The following is a 26070-nucleotide window of genomic DNA, read 5'->3' on the forward strand; positions in this document are numbered from 1 at the left end:
CGTTAGTATATAAAAATAGATATTCGTGAATCTATTATGGCGCTGGTAGCGTAAGGGGGATGTTGTTGGATGTGGGGAAGGAATGAAATAACACAGTAGGAAAGCCGCCGGAATACCGGATCAAATAGGTAGGTAGGCCTTTGTCGCGTTCTTCAAGAGATTAACACATATTTCCATACAAACAATAAGTATAAAAAAACCCTTTACAGCATGAATAATTTAGCCAAATTATTTTCACGGCTTTCCTTAGCACTGGCGGTTACCTGTATAAGTGCCTACACGGTAGATGCACAGAGTAACAGAAAGCTGGTACGGACTGGAAACAAATTTTTTGACCGTGAAAACTACCGCGCTGCCTTGCCTTATTATGAGCAAGTGCTGGCCAACGACCCAAACAATGCTGAAGCCCTTTACTTTGCGGGTATCAGCTACATGACTTTCGATAAGGAGAAAGCTGCAGAGTACATCAACAAGGCACAGTCTGTTAAGCCTAATGTAGATCGTGATATTGAGTACTGGCTGGGCCGCATCAATCACATCAACTACCGTTTCGACGATGCCATTAAGCACTACCAGGCTTACATTCCGAATGTTCGCAAGCGTGACGACTGGAGACGCGAAGAGGTAGCCATGCTGATCCAGCACAGCCGCAACGCGCAGAAGGAAGTGGCCAACCCGAAGGACATTTTCGTGAAAAACCTGGGTGATGTGGTGAACACAGAGTACTCCGAGCACAGCCCGGTGATTTCTTCAGACGACAACTACCTGCTGTTCACTTCGCGTAGCGCCGGTAACAACCAGAACAGTGCCAAAGCCGCTGACGGTGAATATTACGAGGATATCTACGAAACACGCCGTATCCAAGGCGACGAGTGGGAGCAGCCGCGCTCTATTGCCGGTAACCTGAAAAGCTCAGGCCACGACGCGTCTATCCAACTGTTTGACAACGATACCAAAATGCTGCTGTACCGCTCTGTAAACAACGGTGACATCATGTACGCCGAGCGTCAGGCTGACGGTTCGTGGGGTGATGCCAAGAGCATCGGTACCAACATCAACACCGCTGATTTCGAGTCTGATGCCTTTATCACGCCGGACAACCAGCGCCTTTATTTCTCAACCAGCCACTACTCTGAAGACGGTGACCTGGATATTTACGTATCGCAGCGTCAGCGCAACGGTGAGTGGGGCAAACCACGCAACGTAGGTGCCGCCATCAACACCAAGTTCGACGACGATAGCCCATACATGGCTTCTGACGGTTCGATCTTCTTTGCCTCACGCGGACACAACACCATGGGTGGCTATGACATCTTCGTAGCCAAATACGACTCAGTGGCCAAGCGATTCGCCCGTCCTGAGAACCTGGGCTATCCGGTTAACACGCCAGACGACGACACCTACTATCGCCTGAGCCCGGACGGAAGCTATGCTTACCTGTCTTCTTACCGCATCGGTGGTTACGGCGAGAAAGACATCTACACCATCAACTACATCCGTGCCGCCCGCGTGACTGGCCGTGTGTTTGCGACGAACGACAGCCTGGCTATACCTGGCCTGGAGCTTGTGTTCAACGGACAGCAGGCTGACAAGCGTCCGATCTCTTACCGTGATGTGACAAAGCAGGAAGACGGTTCATACGACCTGCGTATCCTCTCTGGCCGTACCTACCAGGTGGAGATCACGAAAGATGGTCAGGTGCTGACAACGGAATCTTTCGAGATGCCAATGGTGCTGAACGACACGGCTAGCATCGAGCAGAACTTCTACATCGACTTCGGTGACTCTACACGTGTAAGCCCAGGTGCTCCTGCTCTGGCCGGTAAAGACGCCATCGCTTCTATGGAGTTCAAAAACATCTACTACGATACCGACAAGTACGAACTGCGTGCTGAGTCAATTCGTGAGCTGGATGCTGTTGCAGCCTTCATGAAAGACAACCCTAACGTGAACGTAAGCATCGAAGGTCATACGGACGCACGCGCCACCGAGCAATACAACATGACACTTGGTGAGAACCGTGCTAACGCTGCCTACGATTACCTGGTGCAGCAGGGCATCTCTGCACGCAGACTCGTGACGGTAAGCTATGGCGAACGTCGTCCGGTTGCTGCTAATAATTCTGCCGCTAATATGCAGCTGAACAGAAGAACAGAGTTCAAAATCATTCAGCGTCAGGACACGCAGCAGGAAGTGCCTGTAAACTAAGTTGCCTGATCACATTGAATCAATAAAAACAGGCTGGGCATTCGCTCAGCCTGTTTTTTTATAATATTGGAACACATACTGTGCATAATAGCTACAGTTAGAGTATTTTTGTTCTTTTATTACATAAGCATAACCCATGGCGGTAGTACCCTACAAAGACCAGAATAACGACAAGAAATCGCAGGTTGCGCAGATGTTCGACAACATTGCGGGCAAATACGATTTTCTGAACCACTTCCTGAGTGCCGGCATCGACATCATTTGGCGCAAGAAGGCAGTGAGCCTGCTCAAGGCCGAAAAACCGAAGCAAATGCTGGATATTGCCACCGGCACAGCTGACTTTGCGATCGAGGCGCTCAGCCTCAACCCTGACAAAATCACAGGCGTTGACATTTCGGAAGGTATGCTGGCCGTGGGGCGTGAAAAGCTGAAGCGCAAAGGGCTGACCCATAAGATTGAGCTGAAGTACGGTGATTCCGAGAACCTGCCTTTTGAGGACAATAGCTTTGATGCGATCACAGTGGCCTTTGGGGTGCGTAACTTCGAAAACCTGAAGCAGGGCTTGTCTGAGATGCGACGAGTGCTCAAGCCGGGCGGTACGGTTGTGGTGCTGGAGTTCTCCAAGCCGCAAAGCTTCCCAATGAAGCAGATGTATCAATTTTATTTTAAGAATATACTACCGATGGTAGGTAAATTCGTTTCTAAGGACCGTGCCGCCTATACCTACCTGCCCGAGTCGGTGCAGGCCTTCCCGGACGGCAAGGAATTCCTGAACATCTTTGAAGAAGTTGGCTTTAAACAAACAAAATGGCATTCACTCACATTTGGCATCAGCTCCATCTACACCGGCAAAAAATAAGCTTTGCGGTACTTTTCCTGATTTTACTGGCTAGTGCTACCCAAGTGCAGGCCCAGACACAGAAAGTGAGAGGCGAGAATAAGCCCGGCTATGATGAAAAGCGCATTCACTACGGCTTTTACCTGGGCATGTCTTACTCGAAGTATTACATTGAGCACTCACAGGCTTATGCGGATCAGGCAGCCACTGGCACGCAGGTAAACACCATGAACAGCCTGGGCTTCTATCCCGGACTGGTATTGAACGTGCGATTATTCGATTATTTGGATGCTCGTTTTGTTCCCGGTGTAGGCTTTTATGGACGTAGCATCGATTTTGAAAGAGGGGGTGTGCCTGACGAGGAAGGCGGTAGCTTCGATAACACGACCTTTGCCTCACCAGTGATTGAATTGCCCGTGCTACTCAAGTATAGAGCGAAGCGCCGCGGCAACTTCAGAATGTACATGGTGGGCGGTGTGAAGGCAAGCCGGGTGCTGGGCAATACCAAGCATACACAGAACCGCGACCTGTTGCATATAAATCGCAATGACCTGTCAATAGAGTACGGCGTGGGGCTGGATATTTTCTACCCGTACTTTAAGTTTGCACCGGAGTTGCGCTTCTCCCACGGGCTTATGAATCAGAAAAGCGATGCAGGAGGAGAGTACAATCATTTGATCGATAAAATGACCACTCGTAACCTATCGTTAATCTTCCACTTCGAATAAAATGGCACGCATCGCACTTGTAACAGGAGCTACGTCAGGTATAGGCCGCGCCACGGCGTTTGCCTTGGCCAAAGCGGGCTATCATATCATAGCCGCTGGTCGCAGAGCTGAGCGTCTGCAGGAGCTGCAACAGCAGATCACGGAGGTACCTGTACACACCCTTCAATTTGATGTGCGCGACCGCGAGGCCGTGCAGCAGGCCATTAGCAGCTTGCCGGATGACTGGAAAGGCATAGACGTGCTGGTGAACAATGCCGGCAATGCCCATGGCCTGGCGCCGGTGCAAAGCGGTAGCCTCAGCGACTGGGATGCCATGCTTGATATCAATGTAAAGGGACTGCTCTACGTGACACATGCGGTGCTTACGCTGATGCTTGCCCGCAAGCAGGGTCACATCATCAACATCGGCTCCATTGCTGGGAAAGAGGTTTACGCCAATGGCAACGTGTACTGCGCCTCGAAGTTTGCGGTAGATGCCCTCTCCAAAGGTATGCGCATTGACCTGGTGCAGGAAGGTATAAAAGTATCGGAAGTGAACCCTGGCCTGGTGGAGACAGAGTTCTCGGAGGTTCGCTTTAAGGGCGACAAGGAACGAGCCGCTGGCGTATACCAGGGCTACGAACCGTTACGCGCAGAGGACATTGCCGATCTGATCTCCTTTATGGTTACACGTCCTGCCCACGTCAACATCGCGGAAGTGATGATTCTGCCAGCTGCGCAGGCATCCGCCACCGTGCTGAACAAACAGCCCTAGCCTTTTCCCCCGACAACCCACCCTTGCGGCCGACCGTACCTACAAGGGAAATGTCCGTAAGAGTTGCGGACTTGAGTTGAAGAAAACAGAAGAGATATGGCTACGAACAAGAATAATTCAGAGGAGAATAAGAACAGACAAAAACCAGAAAAAGGCGCAAGCTCACAGCCGATGCCTAAAAATCATTCGAACGAGGCGAACCACAAAGGCGCTACGGATCTAGGTAAGGACGGCACAAAAGCCTCTGCCAGCCAACAGCAGGGACAGGGCTCGTGGAACGCAAAAGACTCGAATGACCAAGGCAAGAAGAAGTAGTCTGTCAATCAGATAAAAAAAGAGGGAGCCGGCTTCAATAGTCGGCTCCCTCTTTTTTGTGCTGGTTATTTTTTCTAATCCAGGTAGTAGCGCAGCAGCCAGCCTTCTGCGTCGAACTGGTTGGCCTGTGGGTTTTGTTCTATCTTTTGGCGGGTGCCCGGACTCAGCTCGTAGGAGTTACGGTATTCCGTGTCTTCTATCCAGATGCTCCGGGCCATAGACTTGGGGCCCTTCACAGTATAGCTGTCCTCACCAGCGCCTCCCCATACCTTGATTTTGATCTTTGGCCGGCTTTCCCCCTTTATTATAAATTCATCATCTCCGTTGAGGCCATACAGGTGTATCTCCTTTGTGTCAGTGGCCTGGAACACCCGGTCAAAGAGTTGTCTTTTTTCTTCACCCTCTTTGTTGATCTTGTATACCTGTACCCGCACCTCGTTGGCGGACAGCACTTCCACTTCAAATCTTTCATGCTTATCAGACCCTACCACAAGCGCCTCCCGCATTAAATCCTTGTAATACTTACGGATGGACTTGCCCAGCCTGTCGCGGCGGGACTGCAGCTGGGTCATGATGGGAGAAGCCGTGAGTTGGTAAATGTTGCCGGGCATTTGCCGGAACGACTGCTCAATCACCTCGTCTGTAAGGGCGGTGCTTACGCTGTCTGCCACCTCCATCCAGTCCTGGTAAGAGAGGCTGGCGAGAATGGTCTCGTCCAGGTTGCGGCCGCTTCTGTTCAGGTCATCGAGGTTCGATAGGTTATCGCTATAAGTCTGAAAGTGCTTTTTCAGGCCCGTGCGCATAAAGAGCCAGGGAATGATCGCATCATTGAGCTTGTAAAATACATTGTCACGGTCGCGGGGCACGGCCTGGTATACCTTTACGCCGTCGTGTTTATACTGCGCCCAGCGCCAGTTGTCTTCATGCCGGCTCCAGTCACCGATCAGCATGTCGAATAGGCGTGCCCGCAGGTAGTATCGGGCATCCACGCGGCTGTTGTTCTCAAAGAAGCGATCCTTGAGCATAGCCCGGGTGCTTTTGATGTTCTCAGAATTCCCCATCCCCGGTTCGTCGGACAGGTTATCGTTTGGCCTGATCTCCATCAGCGCGACCATGCCGCCGAAATCTTCCAGGTACTCGCCCAGGCGCGGGTCGTGCGGTATATAGACGAGCTCCGGCTTGGTGTGGTGTATCCCGACGGCTTCGGCCATGGGAGGCAATACCAGCGCTGCATAAGGGTGCGTGGCTGAAGTCGCATCGCGGATGATGTTAGCAGCATAGCTTTTCTGCCACTTTTCAGGAAGTGCGGTGGCAGGATCTTTATCGACCGAGCGCAGCACGTACTCTTTACCGTCAGCGTCTTCCAGGCGCAGGTTCCGGGTTTGCCTGCTGCCGCCTTGCTGTGTGGGCTTCAGGCCACCTTTATCAGTGCCGAGGTCCAGTACCCTGAATTCGACTGGCGTAGTCCAGGCGGGGCGGTAGTGCTTGCCGTAGAAGAACGTGTGCAGCCCGCCGCGGCCGTAGTGCTTCCCGACAGCCACCGTGATGGTGCTGTCGGCGTAAGCAGGCAGAACGGCGGCAGACTCGGCAGGAGGGGGCACCTGCTGTAGGCTGTGCGTGTATTTGTTGCCGATGCAGCCTGCCGAAAACAGACCCAGCAAACAGGAAAGGGCGGTAGAAAGGTGATAGCGTTTAGGGTGCATGGTACGGGGTGTCGGTTGGTGCTTTGTGGTGGGGCTGGTTAGTGGCCCTCCCTGTCAAAGGCGTGTACTCTAACGTCGCTGGTGGTTTTATCGACGGTTTCGGGCCCAAATTCAATTTCGGTGCCCCGCTTTGTGTCATACACAATGGTTTTGCGTCGCCAGCTTTTCACGTTCGATTTGTCCTTGATCTCGTCTTCTCCGCGGCCACCCACAATCACGACGCGTATACCTTTGTTTACATCACCCTTCACTTCAAATTCATCGTCCTCAGCCAGGCCGTGCAGGGTGATCTGCTTGGTTTCGCTGCGTTTGAACACCCGGTGGTATACCTGTTTGTCGTCAGACAGTCGGATTACTTTCACCGCTGTTTCCTCGTCGTTCAGGCGCTCAACTTCAAACCGCTCTTCCTGATCAGTCCCGATCACCAGTGGGTTTTTGGCCAGGTGCAGGTAAAACTCCTGAGCAGCCTGTGGTAGCAAGTCGCGACGGCTTTTCAGGTTACGTATGGTTTGCTCACCTAACCGGTCGTATACCTTGGGCGGAAACTGTCGGATGGCCCGTTCAATGACATCGTCTGTCAGGGATGCCTGCAGTTCGGTTGCAAGCTGCTGGTAATCCTCAGCGGTTAGCTCAGTCAGGGCGCGGTTGTCAATAAAGCTGGCGTTCATCATCAGGGCATACACATCCTTATACCTGGGGCCGAAGGTTTCGAACTTCCGGATGGCCCACTTGCGGCTGAAGAGCCAGGGAATAATGCCATCGTCAAACTTATAGAAGGCGTTGTCACGGTCTTTAGGTATAGCGCGGTAAGTTTTATTGTTGCCATCGTCGTACACGGCCCATTCCCACTGGCCTTCGTGACGGTCCCAGTCGTTGATGAGCAGATCAAAGAGGCGGGCACGGGCAAACTCGCGCTGGTCGATAAAGTGGTCATCGTCGCCAAACCGTTTCTTGAGCATCTTCTTGGAACTGGCAATATCCACGGCGTTGCCGAGCATGGGCGTGAGGGTGCGGTCGTCGTTGTACTTCTCCTCGATCATGAACACGCGGTCCTGAAACTTGTCGCTGTACTCACCGAAGGTGGTGTCGGAAGGAAGCACATAGACTAACTCTGGTTTTGAGTGGGGTATACCTGCCGCTTCAGCCATAGTAGGCAGCACAAAGGCGGCATACGGATTGATGGCCGAGGTCTGGTCGCGGAGTACATTCGCCACAAAGGTGTTGCGCCAGAACTTGGGCAATATACCGGCCGGGTCTTTGTCCAGGGAGCGGAGTGCGTAGGTAAAGCCATTATCATCGATCAAAGTGAGACTAGTGGTTTGCATACCTCCTCCAAGCTTCTCAACCGACAAGCCACCCTTGGCCTGCTTCATGTCGAATACACCCACGGTGACTGGCGTGGCCCATACGTCGCGGTAGTGTTCGCCCCAGAAGAAATTATGGAATCCGTTTCGTTCATAATGCTTGCCAGCCATGACAGTTACACTGTCCACATCAGCAGGCGAGGCATCTTTAAGCTGTTGATAGCGCTCCTGGTCAACGACAGGGGTTTTGGCGAAGAAATTCTTGCGGGCGCAACCCGAAGAAAAAAGGATGATGCACGCGAGTGAGAGGGCGTGCAGGTGGTAGCTTTTCATGCAGAGTGTGTTATATTTTTATCTGCCTATCTAACGTAAATCAGCGCTAATGTTTACAGACGAGCTGTTGTATAGACGTTATTTTGGTTGCAGGGCGCCTGGAGCAGCGCAAAGCAGAGGCAAATTAAAATAAAGCATGAGCTAAGCGTGTAGGGTGGCGCTATACCTGGTGTAGGAAATAAATGCTCTCAAACGCACTATTGTAAAAATACCAGGGGGCAGCCGAATGCTGCGGCTGCCCCCTGGTAAAAGCGCTTATACCTGTTGTTCTATTTTTTCACGAACTCCACCCGCCTGTTGTTCGACTTGGCTTCGGCCGTAGCGTTCTTGTCAATGGGCTTGGATTCGCCCCATCCTTTGGCCTCTAACCGCTCAGCTGCGATGCCCTGCCCGATCAGGTATGCTTTGACAGACTCTGCCCGCTGCTGACTGAGTTTCATGTTGGCGTTGTCATCCCCGTCGCTGTCGGTATGGCCTTCCACGCTGAACTTAAGGGCAGGCTGTTCCTCCATGAGTTTGGCGATGCTGCTGAGCGTGCCCGCCGACTCCGGACGTATATCTGCTTTGTTGACATCGAACTTAATGCCATAGGTCACTATTTTGCCGTCGGCTGCCATCTGGTCGTAGAGCTTTTTGCCGCCTTCCGCAATCAGCACATTCTTCACCATCGTGTTGGCATCAATGCGTTTGTCTACCTCTATACGCAGGCCGGTTGGCGTACCCGTAACATTGGGGATGTTGATCAGGCGCTCTTCGTCCAGGTATACCTTCATGCTGCGCTTGTTGAAAGCGATGGACAGGTGGCGCCACTGGTTGTTTACGCCTTTCGCCTGGAGCTCCTCCGACTCAGAGCCATAAGTTTTGAACCGGACGCTGTTGGCCCGCACATCGATCGGATCCCAGAAGTGTCCGTGGGTGGCCTCCTGGTAATTGTTCAGGTCATCTACCAGGAAAATGTCATAGGCCACGTTGGGGTTGTCGCTGTCAAAGTAGAGGTCCATCTCGATGGTAAACGTTTCGGGGAGCCAGTTTTCACGCTTCATGAGCGGTTTGATGGTCGTGCCCGTAGCGACCAGGTTGATGACAGGTTCGCCGCCAAAATCGGCCACTTCGGCATTGCCCTTGTTCAGGTCCCAGCGTGAGGGGAACTCGCCATTTTCTTCGCCGGCTAGGTTATCAGCAAACAGCACCTTGTCGCCTGGCACGAAGTCGTACTTGCTCCAGGCCTTCATTTTCACTTCCTCTGGGCCTGACCCGCTCGCCTTGGCAGCGCTGTGCTTGCCATCGCTTTTTTCTGCCGGAGCTTCCTTTTTACCTTCCAGCGTTTCGTCTATGGACTTGTCAACCTGCTGTTCCACTTTCTGGTTAATCTTAGAGTTGATCTTATTTTTGAGGTTTTTCCCCACATTGAATTGGGCTGCGGCTGGTGTAAAACATAGGAAAACCAGTGCAAGAAGTCCGGTCAAAAAAGCATGTGTTCTCATAATACAATCAGTTTGGTACTATGAGAAAGGTATAGCTAATAATTATACTTTAAATGTGTATAGTTCTATAAATGGTATGTGTTTATATTTTTAGAGTGAACATACGCTACCGATGGACGAAAAGCAGGCATCCTGAGACAGCCGAGGCTTTAGTTTGCTTCTTGAAGATCCTGCATGTCCGTGGCAGTGCAGCCTTTCCGTTACCTTTGAAATACTTATATATCGTGTTTATACCTAGGTCCGGTACAATTCCTGGCTGCTAGGTTTGGGTTTGGGCAGTAACTGCCTATACCTGAAATTATACCGCGTCAGTTATACATGGAAACAGGTTAGCTCGACGAGCAAAGGTTGGGAGTGTGTTTCGACAGAATAGTTTTCAAGCACAGCAAGCGACGCTATTTTCCCTTTCGCTTCTGATAGGCATTCAGGCCGATCAACAACAGGAGTCCAAGGAGTACAAATGGCCAGATGTTGGTCAGAAACACGAAGAACCAGATCAGGTTGTCCCAGCCCTTCCGGAAGCCGTCCTTGAACTCCTTCGAAAACTCGGTATGGACCGGGGTGCTCTCATAAAATGTCATGGTCAGGGTGGAGAGAGACACCTGGTTTTCCAGGTATTTCAGCCTTCCTTCAATCGATTCGATATCGGAGCGCAGGGCGGCGATTTGCTTTTCGATCTCCAGTACCTCCGTTACCGTATTCGCTTTCTTTAGCAACTCCAGAAATCTGGCTTCGAGTTCTTTCTTGGTTTTAAGGCGGGCTTGTATGTCGAGGAATTCTTCTGTGACGTCCTTCACATTTATTTCCCGGGCATCAAACCTCTTCACGCCCGTAGTAGCTTCCCGCAGCAGGTTGTCAAAACTGTCGGCAGGCACTCTGATGACCAGGGTGTTGCTGGTCCTTCCCGAAGCTTTATACTCCTGGTCAGAAGAAACATACCCTTTATATTTTTCCACCGCGGCGAATACTTTCTGGCGTGTTGCATCGATCTGGTCAGTCTCGTATTCTACCTGTCCCTCTTTTATCAGCTTGCGCTGCAGCTCCATGGGAGGTGCTTCGGGTGGCGGAGGTGCCATCATTGACTCAGCGACTTCGTACGCAGGTCGCTCGTCTTGTGACTGGCATCCGGTGATGGCAAGTAGTAGCAAGATTGCCGTCATCCCGGCAATGGCTGGCAAGGCGGGTTTCATGCGGCTGGTTGCCAGTTTGGAAAGGTGCCGGAAGGCAAGATGCAAACCGGTTTCAAAGAAGGGCTGTCGGGACATAACGTGTTTTTAGGGTGTGAACATATGACAGCTTAAAGATGCAGGTGGCCCTGAAATTCCACACGAACTGCTGAGGAATTGTTTCAGGTCGCGTTTTCTAAGTCTCAGATAGGTATAAGGGCGTGCGTTCACAAATTCTCCAAAACAAAAAGCCCCGACCAGGTATACAGGTCGGGGCTTTCTTATTTAGAGGAGGCTATACCTACGCTACTTCTTCTTTTTTGCTCATGCGGTTACGCTCGTTCTCGTCGAGGTAGATCTTACGCATGCGCAGGCTTTTTGGCGTCACTTCCAGGTACTCATCCTTCTGGATGTATTCCATGGCTTCTTCCAGCGAGAAGTTCTTGGCCGGAGCGATCTTGGTGTTGTCGTCAGAGCCGGAAGCACGCATGTTGGTCAGCTTCTTACCCTTCTGGATGTTTACCGTGATGTCGTTCTGGCGGTTGTGCTCGCCAATTACCTGACCCATGTATACGTCTACACCCGGATCAACGAAGAACGTGCCTCTGTCCTGCAGCTTGTCAATCGAGTAAGCTGTGCCCGGGCCTGTTTCCATCGAAATGATAGAACCGTTGTTACGGCCAGGTATAGGGCCTTTGTGCGGCTCGTACGCCTGGAAGCGGTGGTTCATGATGGCCTCACCTGCAGTGGCTGTCAGTACGTTATTACGCAGACCGATCAGACCACGCGCTGGAATTGTAAACTCCAGGTGCTGCAGGTCGCCCTTTGGCTCCATAATGGTCAGTTCACCTTTACGCATCGACACCAGTTCGATTACCTTACCGGCAGTTTCTTCCGGAACGTCTACTACCAGGTGCTCGATTGGCTCGTGGCGTACGCCGTCAATTTCTTTATAGATTACCTGTGGCTGACCTACCTGCAGTTCGTAACCTTCGCGACGCATCGTCTCGATCAGAACTGACAAGTGCAGAATACCGCGACCAAATACCAGGAAAGAGTCCTCACGGTCGGTTTCCTGTACGCGCAAGGCCAGGTTTTTCTCAGTTTCTTTGAACAGGCGGTCACGCAGGTGGCGCGATGTCACGAACTTGCCCTCTTTGCCGAAGAAAGGAGAGTTGTTGATCGTGAAGAGCATGTTCATGGTTGGTTCGTCAATCGAGATACGTGGCAGTGCCTCCGGGTTCTCCGCATCAGCAATGGTGTCGCCAATGTCGAAGCCTTCTATACCTGTCACAGCGCAGATTTCGCCGGCAGATACTTCCTGCACTGATTTTCTGCCCAGGCCTTCAAATACCTGAAGCTCCTTGATACGGCCTTTCTTGATAGAGCCATCCGCTTTCATCAAGCTGATCGGCATACCTTCCTTCAGGGTACCACGGTGCACACGACCGATAGCGATACGACCTACGAAAGAAGAGTAGTCAAGCGAGGTGATCTGCATTTGCGGCGAACCTTCACGGTAAGGCGCAGCAGGAATCACATCAATGATAGCATCCAGAAGCGGCGTGATGTCGGTTGTTGGCTGTGTCCAGTCGGTGCTCATCCAGCCCTGCTTCGAAGAACCGTACAGCGTGGTGAAGTCCAGCTGGTCTTCAGATGCCTCGAGGTTGAACATCAGGTCGAACACCTGCTCGTGCACTTCATCAGGACGGCAGTTCTCTTTGTCTACTTTGTTCACTACTACGATCGGCTTCAGGCCCAGCTGAATGGCTTTGCCCAATACGAAACGTGTCTGTGGCATGGCACCTTCAAAGGCATCTACCAACAGAAGTACACCGTCGGCCATTTTCAGAACGCGCTCTACCTCGCCACCGAAGTCGGCGTGACCAGGTGTGTCGATTACGTTGATCTTAAAGCCTTTGTAACGAACTGATACGTTCTTGGAAACGATCGTGATACCGCGCTCGCGCTCCAGGTCATTGTTGTCCAGAATAAGGTCGTCAAAGTGCTGGTGGTCAGCGAATAGCTTTGAAGCGTGGATGATCTTGTCCACGAGCGTCGTCTTGCCGTGGTCTACGTGTGCGATAATCGCGATATTTCGAATATTTTGCATTGAATAGATTTTTCGAGGTGCAAAGGTATGTAAAACCCTTCGTATTTTTAGTAGTCCGCTCGAAATAAACAGGTTAGGTTATTATTAAATCTTATCTCTCAGCACGATGGCCAAGGTTAAGGAGCAAACATTCTACAGGCTTTCTTTGTTCAATGAGGTATAAAATAATCAATTGGGCCTGTTATTTGCTCTGGAATTTCGTAAACAACTGTATGAAAATGTTTTATGCCTATACTTTGCTGGTGCTCCTGAGCCTGCCCGCCTGCGGCCAGCAGGATCAGCCCATTACCGATTCCGAGGGCATTTCCCTCACTTCAACTGAAAATGACGCCACCCAAAACGGCAGCACCCAAAAATCGAAGCCAACTTACGAAATCAATAAAACCGAGGCCGAGTGGAAAAGGGTGCTCACGCCGGAGCAGTATTTTGTGCTCCGCGAGAAGGGAACGGAGCCTGCTTTCAGCGGCAAGTACAATGACCATCATGAAAAGGGCGTCTATACCTGCGCTGCCTGCGGCAACGAGCTTTTTACCTCCGACACCAAATTCGATTCCGGCACCGGCTGGCCCAGTTACTTCAAGCCGATCTCAAGTAAGAACGTGAAAGAACTGACTGACCGCAGCATGGGCATGGAGCGCACCGAAGTGGTATGCGGCAAATGTGGCGGGCACCTGGGGCACGTGTTCGACGACGGCCCGAAGCCCACCGGCCTGCGCTATTGCCTGAACTCAGTGGCGCTTAACTTCAAGAAAGGTCAGTAAATTGTTAAATTGTTGATGGTTGAATTGTTGGGTGCACGATTAACCCTCCAAAGAGGGGAATTTGGTGCACGATTTGGTGAGGTGTGCTGTGCGGGACTTGGTCAGGTATACAGGTGCATGATTGCGGTGCACGATTCGGACGGGGCACGACCTGTCCCTACGAAGCCTTTTTAACCATTTAACCATTCAACAATTTAGCAATCCAACCATTCAACAATCACCAAACTCTCAAACTCTTACTTCCCTTGCCCGTATTTTCTATCCAACACTAACGAGAAAACAGACATGACTGAATTACACTCTGAAGCGGAGAACATAGAAAATCTGGCGCAGGCTATTATGGCAGCCTTTAAAGTGAGAAATATACAGGCAGGCGAGGTGCTACCGTATCAGGAACTGTACCCATACCTGCAGGAACGTTATCCAAAGTACAAAGACGTGCAGAAGGAGGCAGAACATCACCTGGCAAAATTAGCCTGGGTAACACCCGCCCCGGAAGGACTTATGCTCACACAGGTGGGGCAGAGCAGCCTGGCCGAGACAAATGAGTAAATAGCTCCCTTTTATACTTTTTCATCCGTATAGATAGTATAAGGTGCTTTAATTAAGGCCTTTATTTTACTATTTTAAGATGAGACGAGATGAAAAGGTACATAAACTGGATAGGGGGAATCATGCTGCTGGGAGCCATGGGCTGTACGTCGCTCTCGCAAGGCGGTGCAGGCACTTTGCCACCAGATCCTAACCACGCACAGCGTGTCAGGTATAGCGAAGGCGATCCGGTGCGCACCCAGATATATGAGCAGGCGAGCGACATTAACCGCAAGCGCGGTATGGAAGTGTACGATCGCAACGCGCCCGTTAACCTGCCTCCTGAAATGCGACCTCAGCAACTGCCCAACGCCCCGGTAGACTCTACGCGACACCGCGTTCTGCGTATACTTCCTACCAAACCACCAGTTGGAAACAACTAGGTATAAACAAGAAGCGCTGCCCCTACAGGCAGCGCTTCTTGTTTATTTTTTCTTTTTGTTTTTATCCTTGCCGCTGTCCTTGTCGCGTAGTTCGCTCACGTCCTCGATCTCATCATCGCCGATGTGCAACTCATCCGGTTCCAGGTTCACGTATACTTCATGGTCTCGAGGGGTGTTCTCCGATTCGCGGTCGGCACTTTTGGGAGCAGGCTTGCTACTGATTTCCTTCTTGTCGCTGTCTTTCCCCAAGTGTCCGCTGTCGCGCTTCTTCTCGTGAAAATTATCTTGGTTCTTCATATACTTTGGGTGATTGGATTCCTGATAGTTTGGTTTACCGTTTACGAAAAAGTAACGCACTGGTCAGTTTATAATTGTCATTTTTTTGGATTAGGTAGCATGTCGCCTATCAATCCGGCCGGTATTTGTATATTTGCGTTTTTACGAGAACTATGGCTGAAAACTATAAACGATATACCGTAACGGCGGCCTTGCCTTATGCCAACGGCCCGGTGCACATTGGCCACCTGGCGGGCGTATACCTGCCTGCCGATATTTATGTGCGTTACCTGCGCTCGCAGGGCAGAGACGTGAAATTCATCGGCGGCTCCGACGAGCACGGGGTGCCGATCACGATCCGTGCCAAGAAAGAAGGCATCACACCGCAGCAGGCCGTGGACAAATACCACGAGCTGATCAAGAAGTCCTTCGAAGACTTTAACGTATCCTTTGACATCTATTCCCGCACCTCTTCCCAAACGCACCACGAAACAGCCTCCGACTTTTTCCTGAAGCTGTACAACGACGGCAAGTTTGTGGAGCAGACCACGCAGCAGTATTACGACGAGAAGGCCCAGCAATTCCTGGCGGACCGCTACATCGTGGGAACCTGCCCGAAGTGCGGCAACGAGAACGCCTACGGTGACCAGTGCGAGAGCTGCGGTACTTCGCTGAACGCCACGGACCTGATCAACCCGAAAAGCACGCTGAGCGGCGCTGTGCCCGTTATGCGTGAGACCAAGCACTGGTACCTGCCGCTCAACGAGTACGAGGCCTGGCTGCGCGAGTGGATCGTGGAAGGTCACAAGGGCGATTGGAAGCCGAACGTATACGGGCAGTGCAAAAGCTGGATCGACCAGGGCCTGCAGCCTCGCGCCGTAACCCGCGACCTGGATTGGGGTGTGCCTGTTCCGGTAGCAGGAGCCGAAGGCAAAGTGCTCTACGTGTGGTTCGATGCGCCGATCGGCTATATCTCGGCTACGAAAGAACTGACCCCGGACTGGGAGAAATACTGGAAAGACCCGGAGTCGAAGCTGGTGCACTTCATCGGCAAAGACAACATCGTGTTCCACTGCATCATTTTCCCGAGCATGCTCAAGGCGCACGGCGACTATGTGCTTCCGGACAACGTGCCTGCCAATGAGTTCCTGAACCTGGAAGGCGACAAGATCTCCACGTCCCGCAACTGGGCCGTGTGGCTGCACGAGTACCTGGAGGAGTTTCCGGGCAAAGGCGACGTGCTGCGTTATGCGCTGGCCGCTAACATGCCGGAGACAAAGGACAATGATTTCACGTGGAAGGATTACCAGGCCCGCAACAACAACGAATTACTAGCCATTCTGGGCAACTTTATTAACCGCGCCGTGGTGCTTACCCAAAAGTACTACAACGGCGAGGTGCCGGCCCGTGGTGAGCTGCAGGACTATGATAAGGAGGTGCTGGGTGTTCTGGAAGGTATGCCGATGGTGATTGCGACTTATCTCGATCGCTACCGCTTCCGCGATGCGCTGAGCGAACTAATGAACCTGGCCCGTTTGGGTAACAAATACCTGGCCGACACGGAGCCCTGGAAGCTGATCAAGACGGACGAAGAGCGCGTGAAGACCATCATGAACATTGCGCTTCAGATCTCAGCTAGCCTCAGCATCCTGATGGAGCCGTTCCTGCCGACATCTGCTCAGAAACTGGCGAGCATGCTCAACAAGCCGCTGGGTACATGGGGTGACGCCGGATCTGCCGATCTGCTGGCAACAGGCCACGTGATCGGAACACCAGAGCTGATGTTTGAAAAGGTGGAAGACGCCGCTGTGGAAGCACAGGTGCAGAAGCTGCTGGACACGAAGAAGGCCAACGAAGCGGCGAATGCTGTAGTAGAGCCTGCCAAGGAGAACATCTCCTTTGAGGACTTCAACAAATTGGACATTCGCATCGGTAGCATCATCGAAGCAGAGAAAGTGGCCAAGACTAAAAAGCTCCTGAAACTTACCATCGACACAGGTATAGATCAGCGCACGGTCGTGAGCGGCATTGCCGAGTTCTTCAACCCGGAGGAGATCATCGGGCAGCAGGTGAGCATCCTGGTGAATCTGGCGCCGCGCGAGATCAAAGGCATTACCAGCCAGGGCATGATCCTGATGGCTGAGAATGCGGACGGTTCGCTGGCCTTTGTGCAGCCAAGCAAAGAAGTGAAGAATGGGGGAACAGTGAGTTAACTATCCGTTCTGCTAAGGTATAAAACCTCACTTACCTGAAGATGGTAAGTGAGGTTTTTCTTTTTAGGGTATACGGACGTTCATGCGTCGGCACGCGTTTAGCCGGCTATGCCAAAAACAGCCATGCAACGAGGTAACTGAGCAAAACGGCCCCCAGCCCAAGCGCGAACACGGTATACGCCAGCTTTAGCAGGCGGTACTTTCTGGAGAGCACTTTCCCCTGTAAGTAAATATTATCCGCCATGCTGTTATAAAGCAGGTTATGATCCCTCATTATATTCCGGATACCTTCTCTGTAGGTATGGGAATCGAGTTGGATGAAGTTTCCAAAGAATAAGAAGTCTATCTTATTCTCAGGCATGGCTGTGTTTTTGGTATTAGGCCGTGTGGAGCGTATGGCCAGGATAATAGTAACCAAACAAACCACTGTCAGGAGGATGGAAGGAAGAAGCAGATGCGGCACGTCCTGAAATTTGTTGAAGAAGGACGAAATCATAATGGAGGCGATGATGGCGTTAACAGAGATCAGCATGTTCGCTTTATTGTCAGCTATCACGCTCAGCTGAAGGTGACTGGCCATGGTAGTTCTGAACATCGTTTCAATCCCTTTGCTGGCCTTTTGCTCTTTCTCCTTTCTAAGGTCCTTTTTCAGCGATTTGTTTTCTTCCCACAGGGCCTCCAGCTCCTCATTTTCCTTGCTGAGCTCTTTTCGCTTTTTCTTCAGTAGTTTGATGTTTTGCTCCTTGCCCCCAGAGAAGGCCCTTTTGGCGTATTTTGTATAATAATAGTGCTTCTTGAGCAATGCCAAATGTGTGTCTATCCAATCGTACTGGCCTACTTTGGTAGCTGGGTCAGCCGCCTTCCTTTCAGCTTTTGCCACGTAATCTTCTGCAGCCAGAAAGCTGGCAACTGCATCGCAGAGTGCCTCCTCTAATAGATCGCGGGGGCGTTGCGGGTAATGGGTAGCGGCAATGCACTGCGATATTTTCAGGATTTCTGCCTGGCTCAGGTTACAGCTTACCAGAAACTCCGTAACAGGTGCGATCTTTTGCTCATCAAGAAACTCGCCCGAATCGCTGTAGTATAGGTCATGTAGCCAGGCAGCTAGCAGAAGCAAACGCGTTTCTTCATCGCTGAAATCACAGAATTTACTGATCGCCTCGGCCACGGCAACAAGCGTTTTTGTGTGTTGCAGGTCAAAACCAACCGCTTCGTTCGTCCCATTCAAGGGGAGGCTTAGCCCTACAAAGGCGTTTGCTCTATCCAAAATATCATCTTCCATCATCGTTTTAATCTTTAGAATTTCTGCTGCTTTCCATCTTCATCATTTCCCTTGGTAAGGCCAGGTATACTCAATACTGTTTTACTGATGAAGTTAAAGTTTAAGGCAATATAATCCTAATAAAAATTTATTTATCGTGCTGATAATTAGGCTATTATAATTGTGTGGCTATATATCAGTATGAAGATTTTTAGAATTTATGACTCTCAGGAGGAGCATGTTTCAGAGCGTGTCCTGCAAAGAGGCGATAGGTATAAGTTGCTGTTTCCGTGTAAGTTGCAACTCATTTGTAGTATTATGAAAAGTTGCTAACGATGTGCTAGAGCTACTAATTTCAGTCACTTTATGCAGCGTGATGCTATTCATTTTGATAGGATTGTCGTAAATATAAAGTATGTGTTATAAATATGGATTATATTTATTGTGATGCTTAACTATATCACGCCATGAGCCAACATCGTCAGCTTGCTGCTATTCTCTTCACAGATGTAGAGGGATATTCTGCCATGATGCAGCAGAACGAGAAGCACGCCTTGACAATTAAAAACCGTCACCGTGAAGTACTGCGACGGGAGCATCAGCAATACCATGGTCGAGTGGTTCAGTACTATGGGGACGGTACTCTGAGTGTTTTCCAGAGCGCCGTGGAGGCAGTGGAGTGCGCGCTGGCCATGCAGCTGGCTTTTTTGCAGGAGCCGCGCGTTCCCGTTCGTATGGGACTGCACATGGGAGATGTGATTTTCGATGAAGAGCAGCTGTTCGGGGATGGGGTGAATCTTGCATCCCGCGTTGAGTCACTGGGTGTGGCAGGCAGTGTGCTGATCTCCGATAAGGTGAAGGATGAGATTGCGAATCACCCTGATATACAAACTTATTCCGTGGGAATTTACCGACTGAAGAACATAGCGCGGCCAGTCGAAGTATTTGCCCTGGACCACGAAGGTTTGGTAAAGCCGTCTCCGAATTCCCTGAACGGCAAGACGGAAGAGAAGAAAGCCCCACCGTTGCGCACATCCAAAAGAGCTCCTGCCAAGAGCATCGCAGTGCTACCGCTCGTAAACCTGAGCAACGATCCGGAGCAACAGTATTTCAGCGAGGGAGTTGCAGAAGAGATCATCAATGCACTGTCCAGCCTCAAAAACCTGAAAGTGGCGGGTCGTACTTCTTCTTTTAAATTCAGCAGGGAAAACGCTGACCTGCGGGAGGTGGGAGAGAAGCTGGGCGTAAGCACGGTATTAGAAGGCAGTGTGCGCAAACAAGGCAATCAGTTGAGAATTACTGTGCAACTCACAAAAGTGGAAGATGGTTTTCACCTGTGGTCTGAGCGGTATGACGGCAGCATGGACGATATCTTTGCGATCCAGGACAAGATCGCGTCGGCTATTACGGAGAAAATGAAGGTGACGCTGTTGGAGAAGGGGCGGGGCGGGCTCAGAAAAACGCCTACCCGCAACACCGAAGCCTATGAGCTATACCTGAAAGGGAAATTTTACCTGAACAGGCGCGGTACCTACATCGTGACCGGCATCAAGTACCTTCAGAGAGCCGTGGAGCTGGACCCTGACTTTGCCTTGGCGTATGCAGACTATGCAGACGCAAATGTGCTGGTAGGGCTTTATGGTATACTGCCACCCAAGCAGGTCATGTTCAAAGGGAAGCAGGCAGCAGAGAAAGCGCTGCAGCTTAATCCGTCTTTGTGTGAGGCTTATACCTCGCTGGGCTCATACTACTGCTACATCTGGGACTTGCCAAAAGCTGAGAAACATTTCCTAAAAGCGCTCGAGCTGAATCCAAGCCATGCGCAAACACACCTCCGGTATGGCCTCAACTACCTCGCCTGGATGAAGGGGGATTTTGCAAAGGCAGAGGAACACGGCAGAAAGGCGATCAAACTCGACCCTCTGAGTGCGCTTTGCTTCGGCATATATGCCCAGATCCTGCATGCAGGTGGAAAGTTTAAGGAAGCACTTGCCGCCTGTAAAACCGGGCTGGATCTGGATTCCTATTCCTTTATATGCAATCTGTATGAGGGCTACTCCTACCTGTTTTTGCATCAGCACGAAGAGGCGCTTGCTGTGTTTGAACGCCTGATGGTACTCTCCAGCAGGCATAGCTTTGCCCATGGTGCCTTAATTATGACGCTCTGCAAAATGGGAAACATCGACAGGGCAAGGGCGGAATTGAAAGAACTGAAAGAGCGGGCAAGCAGGGAGTATGTTGTCTGCACTGCAATAGGTATAGCAGCAGGGTGGTTGAACGATGATCTGGATGAGGCCTTCCACTTTTTTGAGAAGGGTCTTAAAGACCACGATCCTTTGCTTATCTCGCTGAAATATGAACGTTGGACTCCGGAGACAGTCAGGCAGGACCCCCGCTATCAGAAGCTGCTGGATCAGATGAATTCCCCGGACAGATCATTTTCTGATAGTCTTTACAAGTATGGCTTTGGGATCTGATCGCCTTAGCTATCCATTCTTTTTTGCAAAAACTATTTTGCGGCCATATCTGCCTCAGGAGAAGAAACAGGCTGTTTGCTCAGGCGCTCCCGCTCGATGTACTGCACCACAAAGTACAGCCCAACACTTACCACAATAGAAAAGGCGCCGAGCATCCACCACAGGGTATCAAAACCGTAGCGGGCGGCAATGGTGGTGCCCATGTAGGGGGCTACCACATGCGCCGCGGCATACGAGATCGTGTACAGGCCCATGTAAGAGCCGCGGTTGCTGTTGTTGGAGCGCTCCACCGAAATGGTCGCCATAAAAGGCATCACCAGAATCTCCGAAAGGCTAAGCAGGGTCATGGCGATGTAGAGCAGGAAAAGGTGCTGCCCCAGGTTCAGGGTCACAAAGGAAAAGCCCAGTACCAGTACACCGATCGGTATCAGCCAGTGTTTCTTGACTTTATCCCCGATCAGGTATACAAAGATCATCTCCACCATGAACACGATGAAGCCGTTAAGGGCGAGCAGCCCGCCGATCCACTGCTCCGGCAGCGCGTATACCTGGCGGTAATAGAGCGGTAAGGTAGAAAGAAGCTGAAAGAAAAGTATGGCAAAGCCCGCGTTCAGCACCACAAAAACCAGGTATAGTCTATCTCTGTAAGGAGAGCGGACTTTCTCTGTTGTGCCGGAAGTTGCCTCGTGGGCAACGGCCTCGGTTTTAACTTTTTGCTTTGGCCTGTGGCCCTGCTTTTTCCGGAAGTATATGTAAAAGAAGAGGCCGGCCATCATACAGCCTGCCGCATCGCCTATAAAGAGGAACTTGTACGAGATAGCCGCTATCATACCGCCCAGGGCAGGCCCAATGGAGAAACCCAGGTTCAGGGCCATCCGGTTAAGTGAGAAGGCCCTGGTCACGTTCTCGGGCTGGGCATAATGCGCTATGGAAGCTGAGTTGGCGGGCCGCAGCATGTCGTTTACCAGGCTTAGGATAAAGACACCTGCCGCCATGTGCTCAAACTTCTCCAGGAACAGGAACATCAGGTATAGGCTGCCACCGACCGTTAGGCTAAAGGACTGCACTTTAAAGTGCCCGATCTTATCGGTTAGCCAACCGCCCAGAAAGCCGCCACATACCGCACCTAGCCCATAGATACTGAGTATCATACCTGCTTCCTTCATCGTAAACCCAAGCGACTCTGTCAGGTATACGCCCAGGAAAGGTATCACCATAGCACCGCTCCGGTTAATGAACATCACCAGCGAAAGCATCCACGCCGGGCGGGAGAGGCCACCGAATGCATTGCGGTATAAAAGGAACAGGCGTTTCATGGGTTTGGTCGCTGAAGGCGTATGCTATCTTAATGGGGCAGGTATAGGTGGTTTCGGTAAGGTGCCCGCTCTTTACTTCGTGTTATACTGGTTCATGGTGCGCTCCAGCCCGATGCTGCCAAAAGCGATGGCAGATTCCGCGGCTTTCTCAATGATGCCCGGCAGGTCGATCTTCTCGTCGTCGCTGAAATTGCTGAGCACGTAGTCTACCTGCTTGCCTTTGTGGAAAGCGTCGCCCACCCCAAAGCGCAGTCGCGGGTAGTTGTTGTGGCCGAGCGTTTGCTCGATGTGCTTCAGGCCATTGTGCCCGCCGGCACTGCCTTTGGCACGTATGCGGATTTTGCCAAATGGCAGGGCGATGTCGTCGGTGATCACCATCATCTGGTCTGGGGTCAGTTTCAGGTTGCTCAGCCAGTGGCCGACAGCTTTGCCACTCAGGTTCATGTAAGTGGTGGGCTTTACGAGTACATAGGTGCGACCTTTGCTTTTGATCTCGGTCACAAAGGAGTGGCGACCGGTGTCAAACTTCGCGTCAAATTTCTGCGCCAGGTAGTCCAGCACCATAAAACCAATATTATGTCGCGTCTCCGCGTACTCCGGGCCAATATTGCCAAGGCCCACGATCAGGTATTTCATACTTGTGTCTTCCGTATCGGTGGCTGCCTTTTTGGTCAGGCCAAGCCACTGCTTTAGTGCGCTAATTGTTGAATTGCTCAATGACTAAATTGTTGGATGGTTAAATTGTTAAATTTTTGAGAGGGCACTTTACCTTGATCCAGGCATGATAACCTCCAGCAATTTAACCATTAAACAATTTAACTTTCAATTGGAAACAAAAAATCCTGCCCTGCTCGGAGCAGGACAGGATCTTGTTGCTATTGAAGCAGCAATACTTATTTCTTGCCGCCGCGAGCTTCTTCTGTCTGTGCACTCTTAAGAGCACGTGGAATCGTAACGGTTGCTACCGGAGCAAGTGAGTTAGTCAGGATCTCGTAGTCACCCTTCGCAATTTTGCTTACTTTGATAGACTTGCCAAGCTCCAGTTCAGAGATGTTCACCTCGATATAGTCTGGCAGGTTAGCAGGAAGCGCTTTGATTTTCAGCTTACGCAGTTTCGTCACAAGCTTACCACCGGCCATTACGCCCGGAGAGTTGCCAACAAACTTAACAGGAACATCGATCTTCACTTCTTTGCTTTCGTCCAGCTGCAGGAAATCAACGTGCAGCAGCATTTCGTTCACTGGGTGGAACTGTACGTCCTGAAGGATCGCTCTGTGGTGCGTGCCTTCGATATTCAGATCTACTTCGTATACTTCTGGAGAATAAACCAAGTCTCTGAACAGGATAGCTGGGGCGTAGAAGTGAACTTGCTCTGTGCCGCCATACAATACACCTGGTACATAAGACTCATTGCGCAGCTCTTTCGTCTGTGCTTTACCGAGATTTGCTCTTTTAAACCCTATAATCTCTAAAGTTTTCATAAAATGAATTTTGTTAAAATTTTCAGGCCACAAAGGTATGGATTTAATTGTTGATTGTTAAATTGTTAATTGTTTTTTTCTTGTATAGTACAATTAATTCAGCAATCAGCCTTCCAGGTACCCTTCCAACCTATTTGAATAATATATGAAATTGCTGATTGTTAATCATTGGGAACAACAATTAACAACCAGCAATTAACAATTTACCTTATATAAACAGCGAGCTGATAGACTCGTGCGTTACCACGTTGTTGATGGCGCGGGCGAACAGTTCGGAGAACGAAAGCACCTTGATCTTGGAGCAGTCCTGACGCAATGGAATGGTGTCAGAAACCACTAGCTCCTCCAACACGGAGTTTTCGATGCGCTCGTAAGCAGGGCCCGACAACACAGGGTGCGTTGCAATGGCACGAACGGTTTTGGCACCTTTGTCTTTCAGGAGTTTGGCGGCTTGCGTAATCGTTCCGGCTGTGTCCACCATGTCGTCCACGAGCACCACGTCCATACCTTCCACGTCGCCGATCACCTGCATAGAGGCGATCTCGTTAGCCCGTTTGCGGTGTTTGTCGCAGACAACCATTTCAGCACCGAAGTTCTTGGCGAAGGCTCTTGTTCTTACCACACCCCCTACGTCAGGAGAGGCGAAGATCAGGTCGTTGCCCAGGTTGAGGCTGCGCAGGTAAGGCACGAAGATGGCCGAACCATCGAGGTGATCTACCGGAATGTCGAAGAAGCCCTGGATCTGGCCGGCGTGCAGGTCGCAGGTCATCAGGCGGTCAGCGCCTACTGACTGGATGGCGTTGGCCAGCACTTTGGAGCCGATGGAAACACGTGGCTTGTCTTTGCGGTCCTGGCGGGCGTAACCGTAGTATGGCATCACCACGATCACTTTGTGGGCTGAGGCGCGCTTGGCGGCGTCTACCATCAGCATAAGCTCCATCAGGTTGTCGGCTGGCGGGAACGTGGACTGTACCAGAAATACCTCTGCACCGCGAACAGATTCGTTGAAGTGTGGTGCCATCTCCCCGTCGCTAAAACGTAGAAGCTCAAGGTCACCGAGCTGCGTGCCGTAAGCCGTCGCAATCTTTTCGGCTAAGTACTTGGAGGCGGAGCCAGCAAAAATTTTTACCTGTGGCATAATAATGCTAAATGTTATTAGGGTTTGGTTTAGGTTATTATGCCTGCAAAGCTACGAAATTCCGCAAATATGCTGCCTGATATTTCTGATTTTTAATTAGTTAGCAGGAGGGGTATAAAGCAAAAAAGGCAACCCGCACTGCTGTGGGTTGCCTTTTAAGTTGTCCGACCAGGTTTCGAACCTGGACTCTTCTGAACCAAAATCAGACGTGTTGCCAGTTACACCATCGGACAAGTTACCTACTAGATTTCAGGGTGGAAGCCCCTTCGTCGTTCAGTGATGCAAAGATAGGCAGGCTATTTTAAACTGCAAACATTTGCCTCAAAATTTTTTGAAAATCTCAGTCAATAATCTGCTTTAGCGCCGTGTCCTCGTACTTTTTTGGGGTATGGCTGCACTTCAAAATGGTGCTGCAAAGGTGGTTGCTGGAGGCCGTTGATACGCCTAATGGAGTGAAATTCACGGCCTTATTCTGTCTGGTTTTTTCAAAATCGGACTGCTCTTCCGGCTCAGTAAAAACTACAAATGGACCTTAGCGCTAAATTTAAAAAAGTGCCTGACCTTAGAATTTTTAGCAATCAAGGTATAGGGACTTACCTGTACTGGCATGACAGACTCCCGCAAATTATTTAAAAGCGGCAGATCGTGTAGGGCGTACGCTTCCTTGCTCATTGGGACCTCAATCGCCTTTTTAGTTAAGATATAAGGTATAGCCCAGGCGCCTGAGGAGATGATGTGGATAAGTTTAACTGATTTTACGGCCGTTGTACGTCACCATCTGGTAAGTACTGCGTAAAGAACTTTGCTAAATCTTCCAATTATGTATTCAACTACCATGACGGTCAATTCTGACATCATTACCACGACCTGCGGTCGTGAGCTCGATCTAAGCCGTACGGAACTGATTATTGAGCGCTCCAACAGCCTGTTTAGTTACAACATTCACAAAATGGACACAGGAGAATATGTGATAGCCGAGAAGTTCTATGCCAACCCTTTTAACAACCGTTACATCCTGCTCAACGACGAACAGATCGAAATGCTGAAACATTTATAGCATTAGTCTCGAATACAGGTTTTCCTTAAAGAACATTTTTAATAAGATTACGCTTACAATTATGTTTAAATTTTTAGCCTTCCGCTTATTCCGGGCCATCTGGGCTCAGATACTTTAATCTTAACAACCACTTCTAAAATAACAGGCCATCTCCGCCATGCACCGTTTGT

Annotated in this window: 22 protein-coding genes and 1 tRNA gene; 11 read left to right on the plus strand and 12 right to left on the minus strand. The window is 50.7% G+C overall.

Features of this window, described 5'->3' with window-relative positions; all coding sequences use genetic code 11:
• Window positions 1-210: 210 nt before the first annotated feature.
• From Q4E40_RS06415 to Q4E40_RS06435, 5 genes are all read left to right on the plus strand, one after another.
• Window positions 211-2208: an OmpA family protein gene (locus tag Q4E40_RS06415; protein WP_303410815.1), complete on the plus strand. Its 1998-nt coding sequence runs from the start codon at window positions 211-213 to the stop codon at window positions 2206-2208.
• 136 nt (window positions 2209-2344) lie between these two features.
• The gene (gene ubiE / locus Q4E40_RS06420; RefSeq protein WP_303410817.1) at window positions 2345-3067 is read left to right on the plus strand and encodes a bifunctional demethylmenaquinone methyltransferase/2-methoxy-6-polyprenyl-1,4-benzoquinol methylase UbiE; all 723 of its coding nucleotides are present in this window, start codon (window positions 2345-2347) and stop codon (window positions 3065-3067) included.
• On the plus strand, window positions 3016-3774 hold the full coding sequence (porT, locus tag Q4E40_RS06425; protein ID WP_303410819.1) for a type IX secretion/gliding motility protein PorT/SprT: 759 nt from the start codon (window positions 3016-3018) through the stop codon (window positions 3772-3774). The genes ubiE and porT overlap by 52 nt, the downstream gene beginning before the upstream one ends.
• Window position 3775: 1 nt before the next feature.
• On the plus strand, window positions 3776-4528 hold the full coding sequence (locus Q4E40_RS06430; RefSeq protein ID WP_303410821.1) for an SDR family NAD(P)-dependent oxidoreductase: 753 nt from the start codon (window positions 3776-3778) through the stop codon (window positions 4526-4528).
• A gap of 96 nt (window positions 4529-4624) precedes the next feature.
• Window positions 4625-4843 (plus strand): hypothetical protein, encoded by a 219-nt coding sequence (locus tag Q4E40_RS06435; protein ID WP_303410823.1) that lies wholly within the window; start codon window positions 4625-4627, stop codon window positions 4841-4843.
• Window positions 4844-4917: 74 nt separating this feature from the next.
• Here the strand turns inward: Q4E40_RS06435 and Q4E40_RS06440 are convergent, their stop codons facing one another.
• From Q4E40_RS06440 to typA, 5 genes are all read right to left on the minus strand, one after another.
• Window positions 4918-6546 carry a hypothetical protein gene (locus Q4E40_RS06440; protein WP_303410824.1) on the minus strand — a complete coding sequence of 543 codons (1629 nt, stop codon included), beginning with the start codon at window positions 6544-6546 and terminating at the stop codon, window positions 4918-4920.
• A gap of 38 nt (window positions 6547-6584) precedes the next feature.
• Window positions 6585-8183 carry a hypothetical protein gene (locus Q4E40_RS06445; RefSeq protein WP_303410826.1) on the minus strand — a complete coding sequence of 533 codons (1599 nt, stop codon included), beginning with the start codon at window positions 8181-8183 and terminating at the stop codon, window positions 6585-6587.
• Between the two features lie 269 nt (window positions 8184-8452).
• The gene (locus Q4E40_RS06450) at window positions 8453-9667 is read right to left on the minus strand and encodes an OmpA family protein (protein WP_303410827.1); all 1215 of its coding nucleotides are present in this window, start codon (window positions 9665-9667) and stop codon (window positions 8453-8455) included.
• A gap of 395 nt (window positions 9668-10062) precedes the next feature.
• On the minus strand, window positions 10063-10932 hold the full coding sequence (locus Q4E40_RS06455; RefSeq protein ID WP_303410828.1) for a DUF4349 domain-containing protein: 870 nt from the start codon (window positions 10930-10932) through the stop codon (window positions 10063-10065).
• 202 nt (window positions 10933-11134) lie between these two features.
• Entirely contained in the window at window positions 11135-12946 is a 1812-nt protein-coding gene (gene typA, locus Q4E40_RS06460) for a translational GTPase TypA (protein ID WP_303410829.1), read from the minus strand.
• Between the two features lie 212 nt (window positions 12947-13158).
• Here typA and msrB point away from each other — a divergent pair, with 212 nt between their 5' ends.
• The 3 genes from msrB to Q4E40_RS06475 all read left to right on the plus strand — a co-directional run bounded on the left by msrB (window position 13159) and on the right by Q4E40_RS06475 (window position 14681).
• On the plus strand, window positions 13159-13707 hold the full coding sequence (gene msrB, locus Q4E40_RS06465; RefSeq protein WP_303410831.1) for a peptide-methionine (R)-S-oxide reductase MsrB: 549 nt from the start codon (window positions 13159-13161) through the stop codon (window positions 13705-13707).
• Between the two features lie 285 nt (window positions 13708-13992).
• Complete coding sequence (locus tag Q4E40_RS06470) at window positions 13993-14259, plus strand: hypothetical protein (RefSeq protein WP_303410833.1); 267 nt, start codon at window positions 13993-13995, stop codon at window positions 14257-14259.
• 89 nt (window positions 14260-14348) lie between these two features.
• Window positions 14349-14681 carry a hypothetical protein gene (locus Q4E40_RS06475; protein ID WP_303410834.1) on the plus strand — a complete coding sequence of 111 codons (333 nt, stop codon included), beginning with the start codon at window positions 14349-14351 and terminating at the stop codon, window positions 14679-14681.
• A gap of 42 nt (window positions 14682-14723) precedes the next feature.
• Here the strand turns inward: Q4E40_RS06475 and Q4E40_RS06480 are convergent, their stop codons facing one another.
• On the minus strand, window positions 14724-14978 hold the full coding sequence (locus tag Q4E40_RS06480) for a hypothetical protein (protein WP_303410835.1): 255 nt from the start codon (window positions 14976-14978) through the stop codon (window positions 14724-14726).
• 152 nt (window positions 14979-15130) lie between these two features.
• Here Q4E40_RS06480 and metG point away from each other — a divergent pair, with 152 nt between their 5' ends.
• Window positions 15131-17170 (plus strand): methionine--tRNA ligase, encoded by a 2040-nt coding sequence (gene metG, locus Q4E40_RS06485; protein ID WP_303410837.1) that lies wholly within the window; start codon window positions 15131-15133, stop codon window positions 17168-17170.
• A gap of 106 nt (window positions 17171-17276) precedes the next feature.
• Here metG and Q4E40_RS06490 read toward each other — a convergent pair whose 3' ends face one another.
• Window positions 17277-18455, minus strand: coding sequence for a Pycsar system effector family protein (locus Q4E40_RS06490; RefSeq protein WP_303410838.1), 1179 nt, complete (start codon window positions 18453-18455; stop codon window positions 17277-17279).
• 443 nt (window positions 18456-18898) lie between these two features.
• Between Q4E40_RS06490 and Q4E40_RS06495 the strand changes: the two genes are divergently transcribed.
• Window positions 18899-20908 (plus strand): adenylate/guanylate cyclase domain-containing protein, encoded by a 2010-nt coding sequence (locus Q4E40_RS06495; protein ID WP_303410840.1) that lies wholly within the window; start codon window positions 18899-18901, stop codon window positions 20906-20908.
• A 32-nt stretch (window positions 20909-20940) separates the two neighbouring features.
• Here the strand turns inward: Q4E40_RS06495 and Q4E40_RS06500 are convergent, their stop codons facing one another.
• From Q4E40_RS06500 to Q4E40_RS06520, 5 genes are all read right to left on the minus strand, one after another.
• A complete protein-coding gene (locus tag Q4E40_RS06500; RefSeq protein ID WP_303410842.1) occupies window positions 20941-22224 on the minus strand; it encodes an MFS transporter in 1284 nt (427 codons plus the stop codon).
• Between the two features lie 72 nt (window positions 22225-22296).
• Window positions 22297-22860, minus strand: coding sequence for an aminoacyl-tRNA hydrolase (gene pth, locus Q4E40_RS06505; RefSeq protein WP_303411072.1), 564 nt, complete (start codon window positions 22858-22860; stop codon window positions 22297-22299).
• Window positions 22861-23117: 257 nt separating this feature from the next.
• Window positions 23118-23705, minus strand: a complete 588-nt coding sequence (locus Q4E40_RS06510) for a 50S ribosomal protein L25/general stress protein Ctc (protein ID WP_303410843.1) — start codon at window positions 23703-23705, stop codon at window positions 23118-23120.
• Window positions 23706-23913: 208 nt separating this feature from the next.
• A complete protein-coding gene (locus Q4E40_RS06515) occupies window positions 23914-24843 on the minus strand; it encodes a ribose-phosphate pyrophosphokinase (protein WP_253400592.1) in 930 nt (309 codons plus the stop codon).
• A gap of 160 nt (window positions 24844-25003) precedes the next feature.
• Window positions 25004-25076, minus strand: a tRNA-Gln gene (locus Q4E40_RS06520).
• 602 nt (window positions 25077-25678) lie between these two features.
• Between Q4E40_RS06520 and Q4E40_RS06525 the strand changes: the two genes are divergently transcribed.
• Window positions 25679-25900, plus strand: coding sequence for a hypothetical protein (locus Q4E40_RS06525; protein ID WP_303410844.1), 222 nt, complete (start codon window positions 25679-25681; stop codon window positions 25898-25900).
• Window positions 25901-26070 lie beyond the last annotated feature (170 nt).

Source organism: Pontibacter coccineus (genome assembly GCF_030546575.1).
GTDB lineage: Bacteria > Bacteroidota > Bacteroidia > Cytophagales > Hymenobacteraceae > Pontibacter > Pontibacter coccineus.

Excerpts from the sequence above, each read along its gene's own strand:
- Q4E40_RS06415 (WP_303410815.1), top strand. The coding sequence starts at position 211 with ATGAATAATTTAGCCAAATTATTTTCACGGCTTTCCTTAGCACTGGCG.
- ubiE (WP_303410817.1), top strand. The coding sequence starts at position 2,345 with ATGGCGGTAGTACCCTACAAAGACCAGAATAACGACAAGAAATCGCAG.
- porT (WP_303410819.1), top strand. The coding sequence starts at position 3,016 with ATGGCATTCACTCACATTTGGCATCAGCTCCATCTACACCGGCAAAAA.
- Q4E40_RS06430 (WP_303410821.1), top strand. The coding sequence starts at position 3,776 with ATGGCACGCATCGCACTTGTAACAGGAGCTACGTCAGGTATAGGCCGC.
- Q4E40_RS06435 (WP_303410823.1), top strand. The coding sequence starts at position 4,625 with ATGGCTACGAACAAGAATAATTCAGAGGAGAATAAGAACAGACAAAAA.
- Q4E40_RS06440 (WP_303410824.1), bottom strand. The coding sequence starts at position 6,546 with ATGCACCCTAAACGCTATCACCTTTCTACCGCCCTTTCCTGTTTGCTG.
- Q4E40_RS06445 (WP_303410826.1), bottom strand. The coding sequence starts at position 8,183 with ATGAAAAGCTACCACCTGCACGCCCTCTCACTCGCGTGCATCATCCTT.
- Q4E40_RS06450 (WP_303410827.1), bottom strand. The coding sequence starts at position 9,667 with ATGAGAACACATGCTTTTTTGACCGGACTTCTTGCACTGGTTTTCCTA.
- Q4E40_RS06455 (WP_303410828.1), bottom strand. The coding sequence starts at position 10,932 with ATGTCCCGACAGCCCTTCTTTGAAACCGGTTTGCATCTTGCCTTCCGG.
- typA (WP_303410829.1), bottom strand. The coding sequence starts at position 12,946 with ATGCAAAATATTCGAAATATCGCGATTATCGCACACGTAGACCACGGC.
- msrB (WP_303410831.1), top strand. The coding sequence starts at position 13,159 with ATGAAAATGTTTTATGCCTATACTTTGCTGGTGCTCCTGAGCCTGCCC.
- Q4E40_RS06470 (WP_303410833.1), top strand. The coding sequence starts at position 13,993 with ATGACTGAATTACACTCTGAAGCGGAGAACATAGAAAATCTGGCGCAG.
- Q4E40_RS06475 (WP_303410834.1), top strand. The coding sequence starts at position 14,349 with ATGAAAAGGTACATAAACTGGATAGGGGGAATCATGCTGCTGGGAGCC.
- Q4E40_RS06480 (WP_303410835.1), bottom strand. The coding sequence starts at position 14,978 with ATGAAGAACCAAGATAATTTTCACGAGAAGAAGCGCGACAGCGGACAC.
- metG (WP_303410837.1), top strand. The coding sequence starts at position 15,131 with ATGGCTGAAAACTATAAACGATATACCGTAACGGCGGCCTTGCCTTAT.
- Q4E40_RS06490 (WP_303410838.1), bottom strand. The coding sequence starts at position 18,455 with ATGATGGAAGATGATATTTTGGATAGAGCAAACGCCTTTGTAGGGCTA.
- Q4E40_RS06495 (WP_303410840.1), top strand. The coding sequence starts at position 18,899 with ATGAGCCAACATCGTCAGCTTGCTGCTATTCTCTTCACAGATGTAGAG.
- Q4E40_RS06500 (WP_303410842.1), bottom strand. The coding sequence starts at position 22,224 with ATGAAACGCCTGTTCCTTTTATACCGCAATGCATTCGGTGGCCTCTCC.
- pth (WP_303411072.1), bottom strand. The coding sequence starts at position 22,860 with ATGAAATACCTGATCGTGGGCCTTGGCAATATTGGCCCGGAGTACGCG.
- Q4E40_RS06510 (WP_303410843.1), bottom strand. The coding sequence starts at position 23,705 with ATGAAAACTTTAGAGATTATAGGGTTTAAAAGAGCAAATCTCGGTAAA.
- Q4E40_RS06515 (WP_253400592.1), bottom strand. The coding sequence starts at position 24,843 with ATGCCACAGGTAAAAATTTTTGCTGGCTCCGCCTCCAAGTACTTAGCC.
- Q4E40_RS06525 (WP_303410844.1), top strand. The coding sequence starts at position 25,679 with ATGACGGTCAATTCTGACATCATTACCACGACCTGCGGTCGTGAGCTC.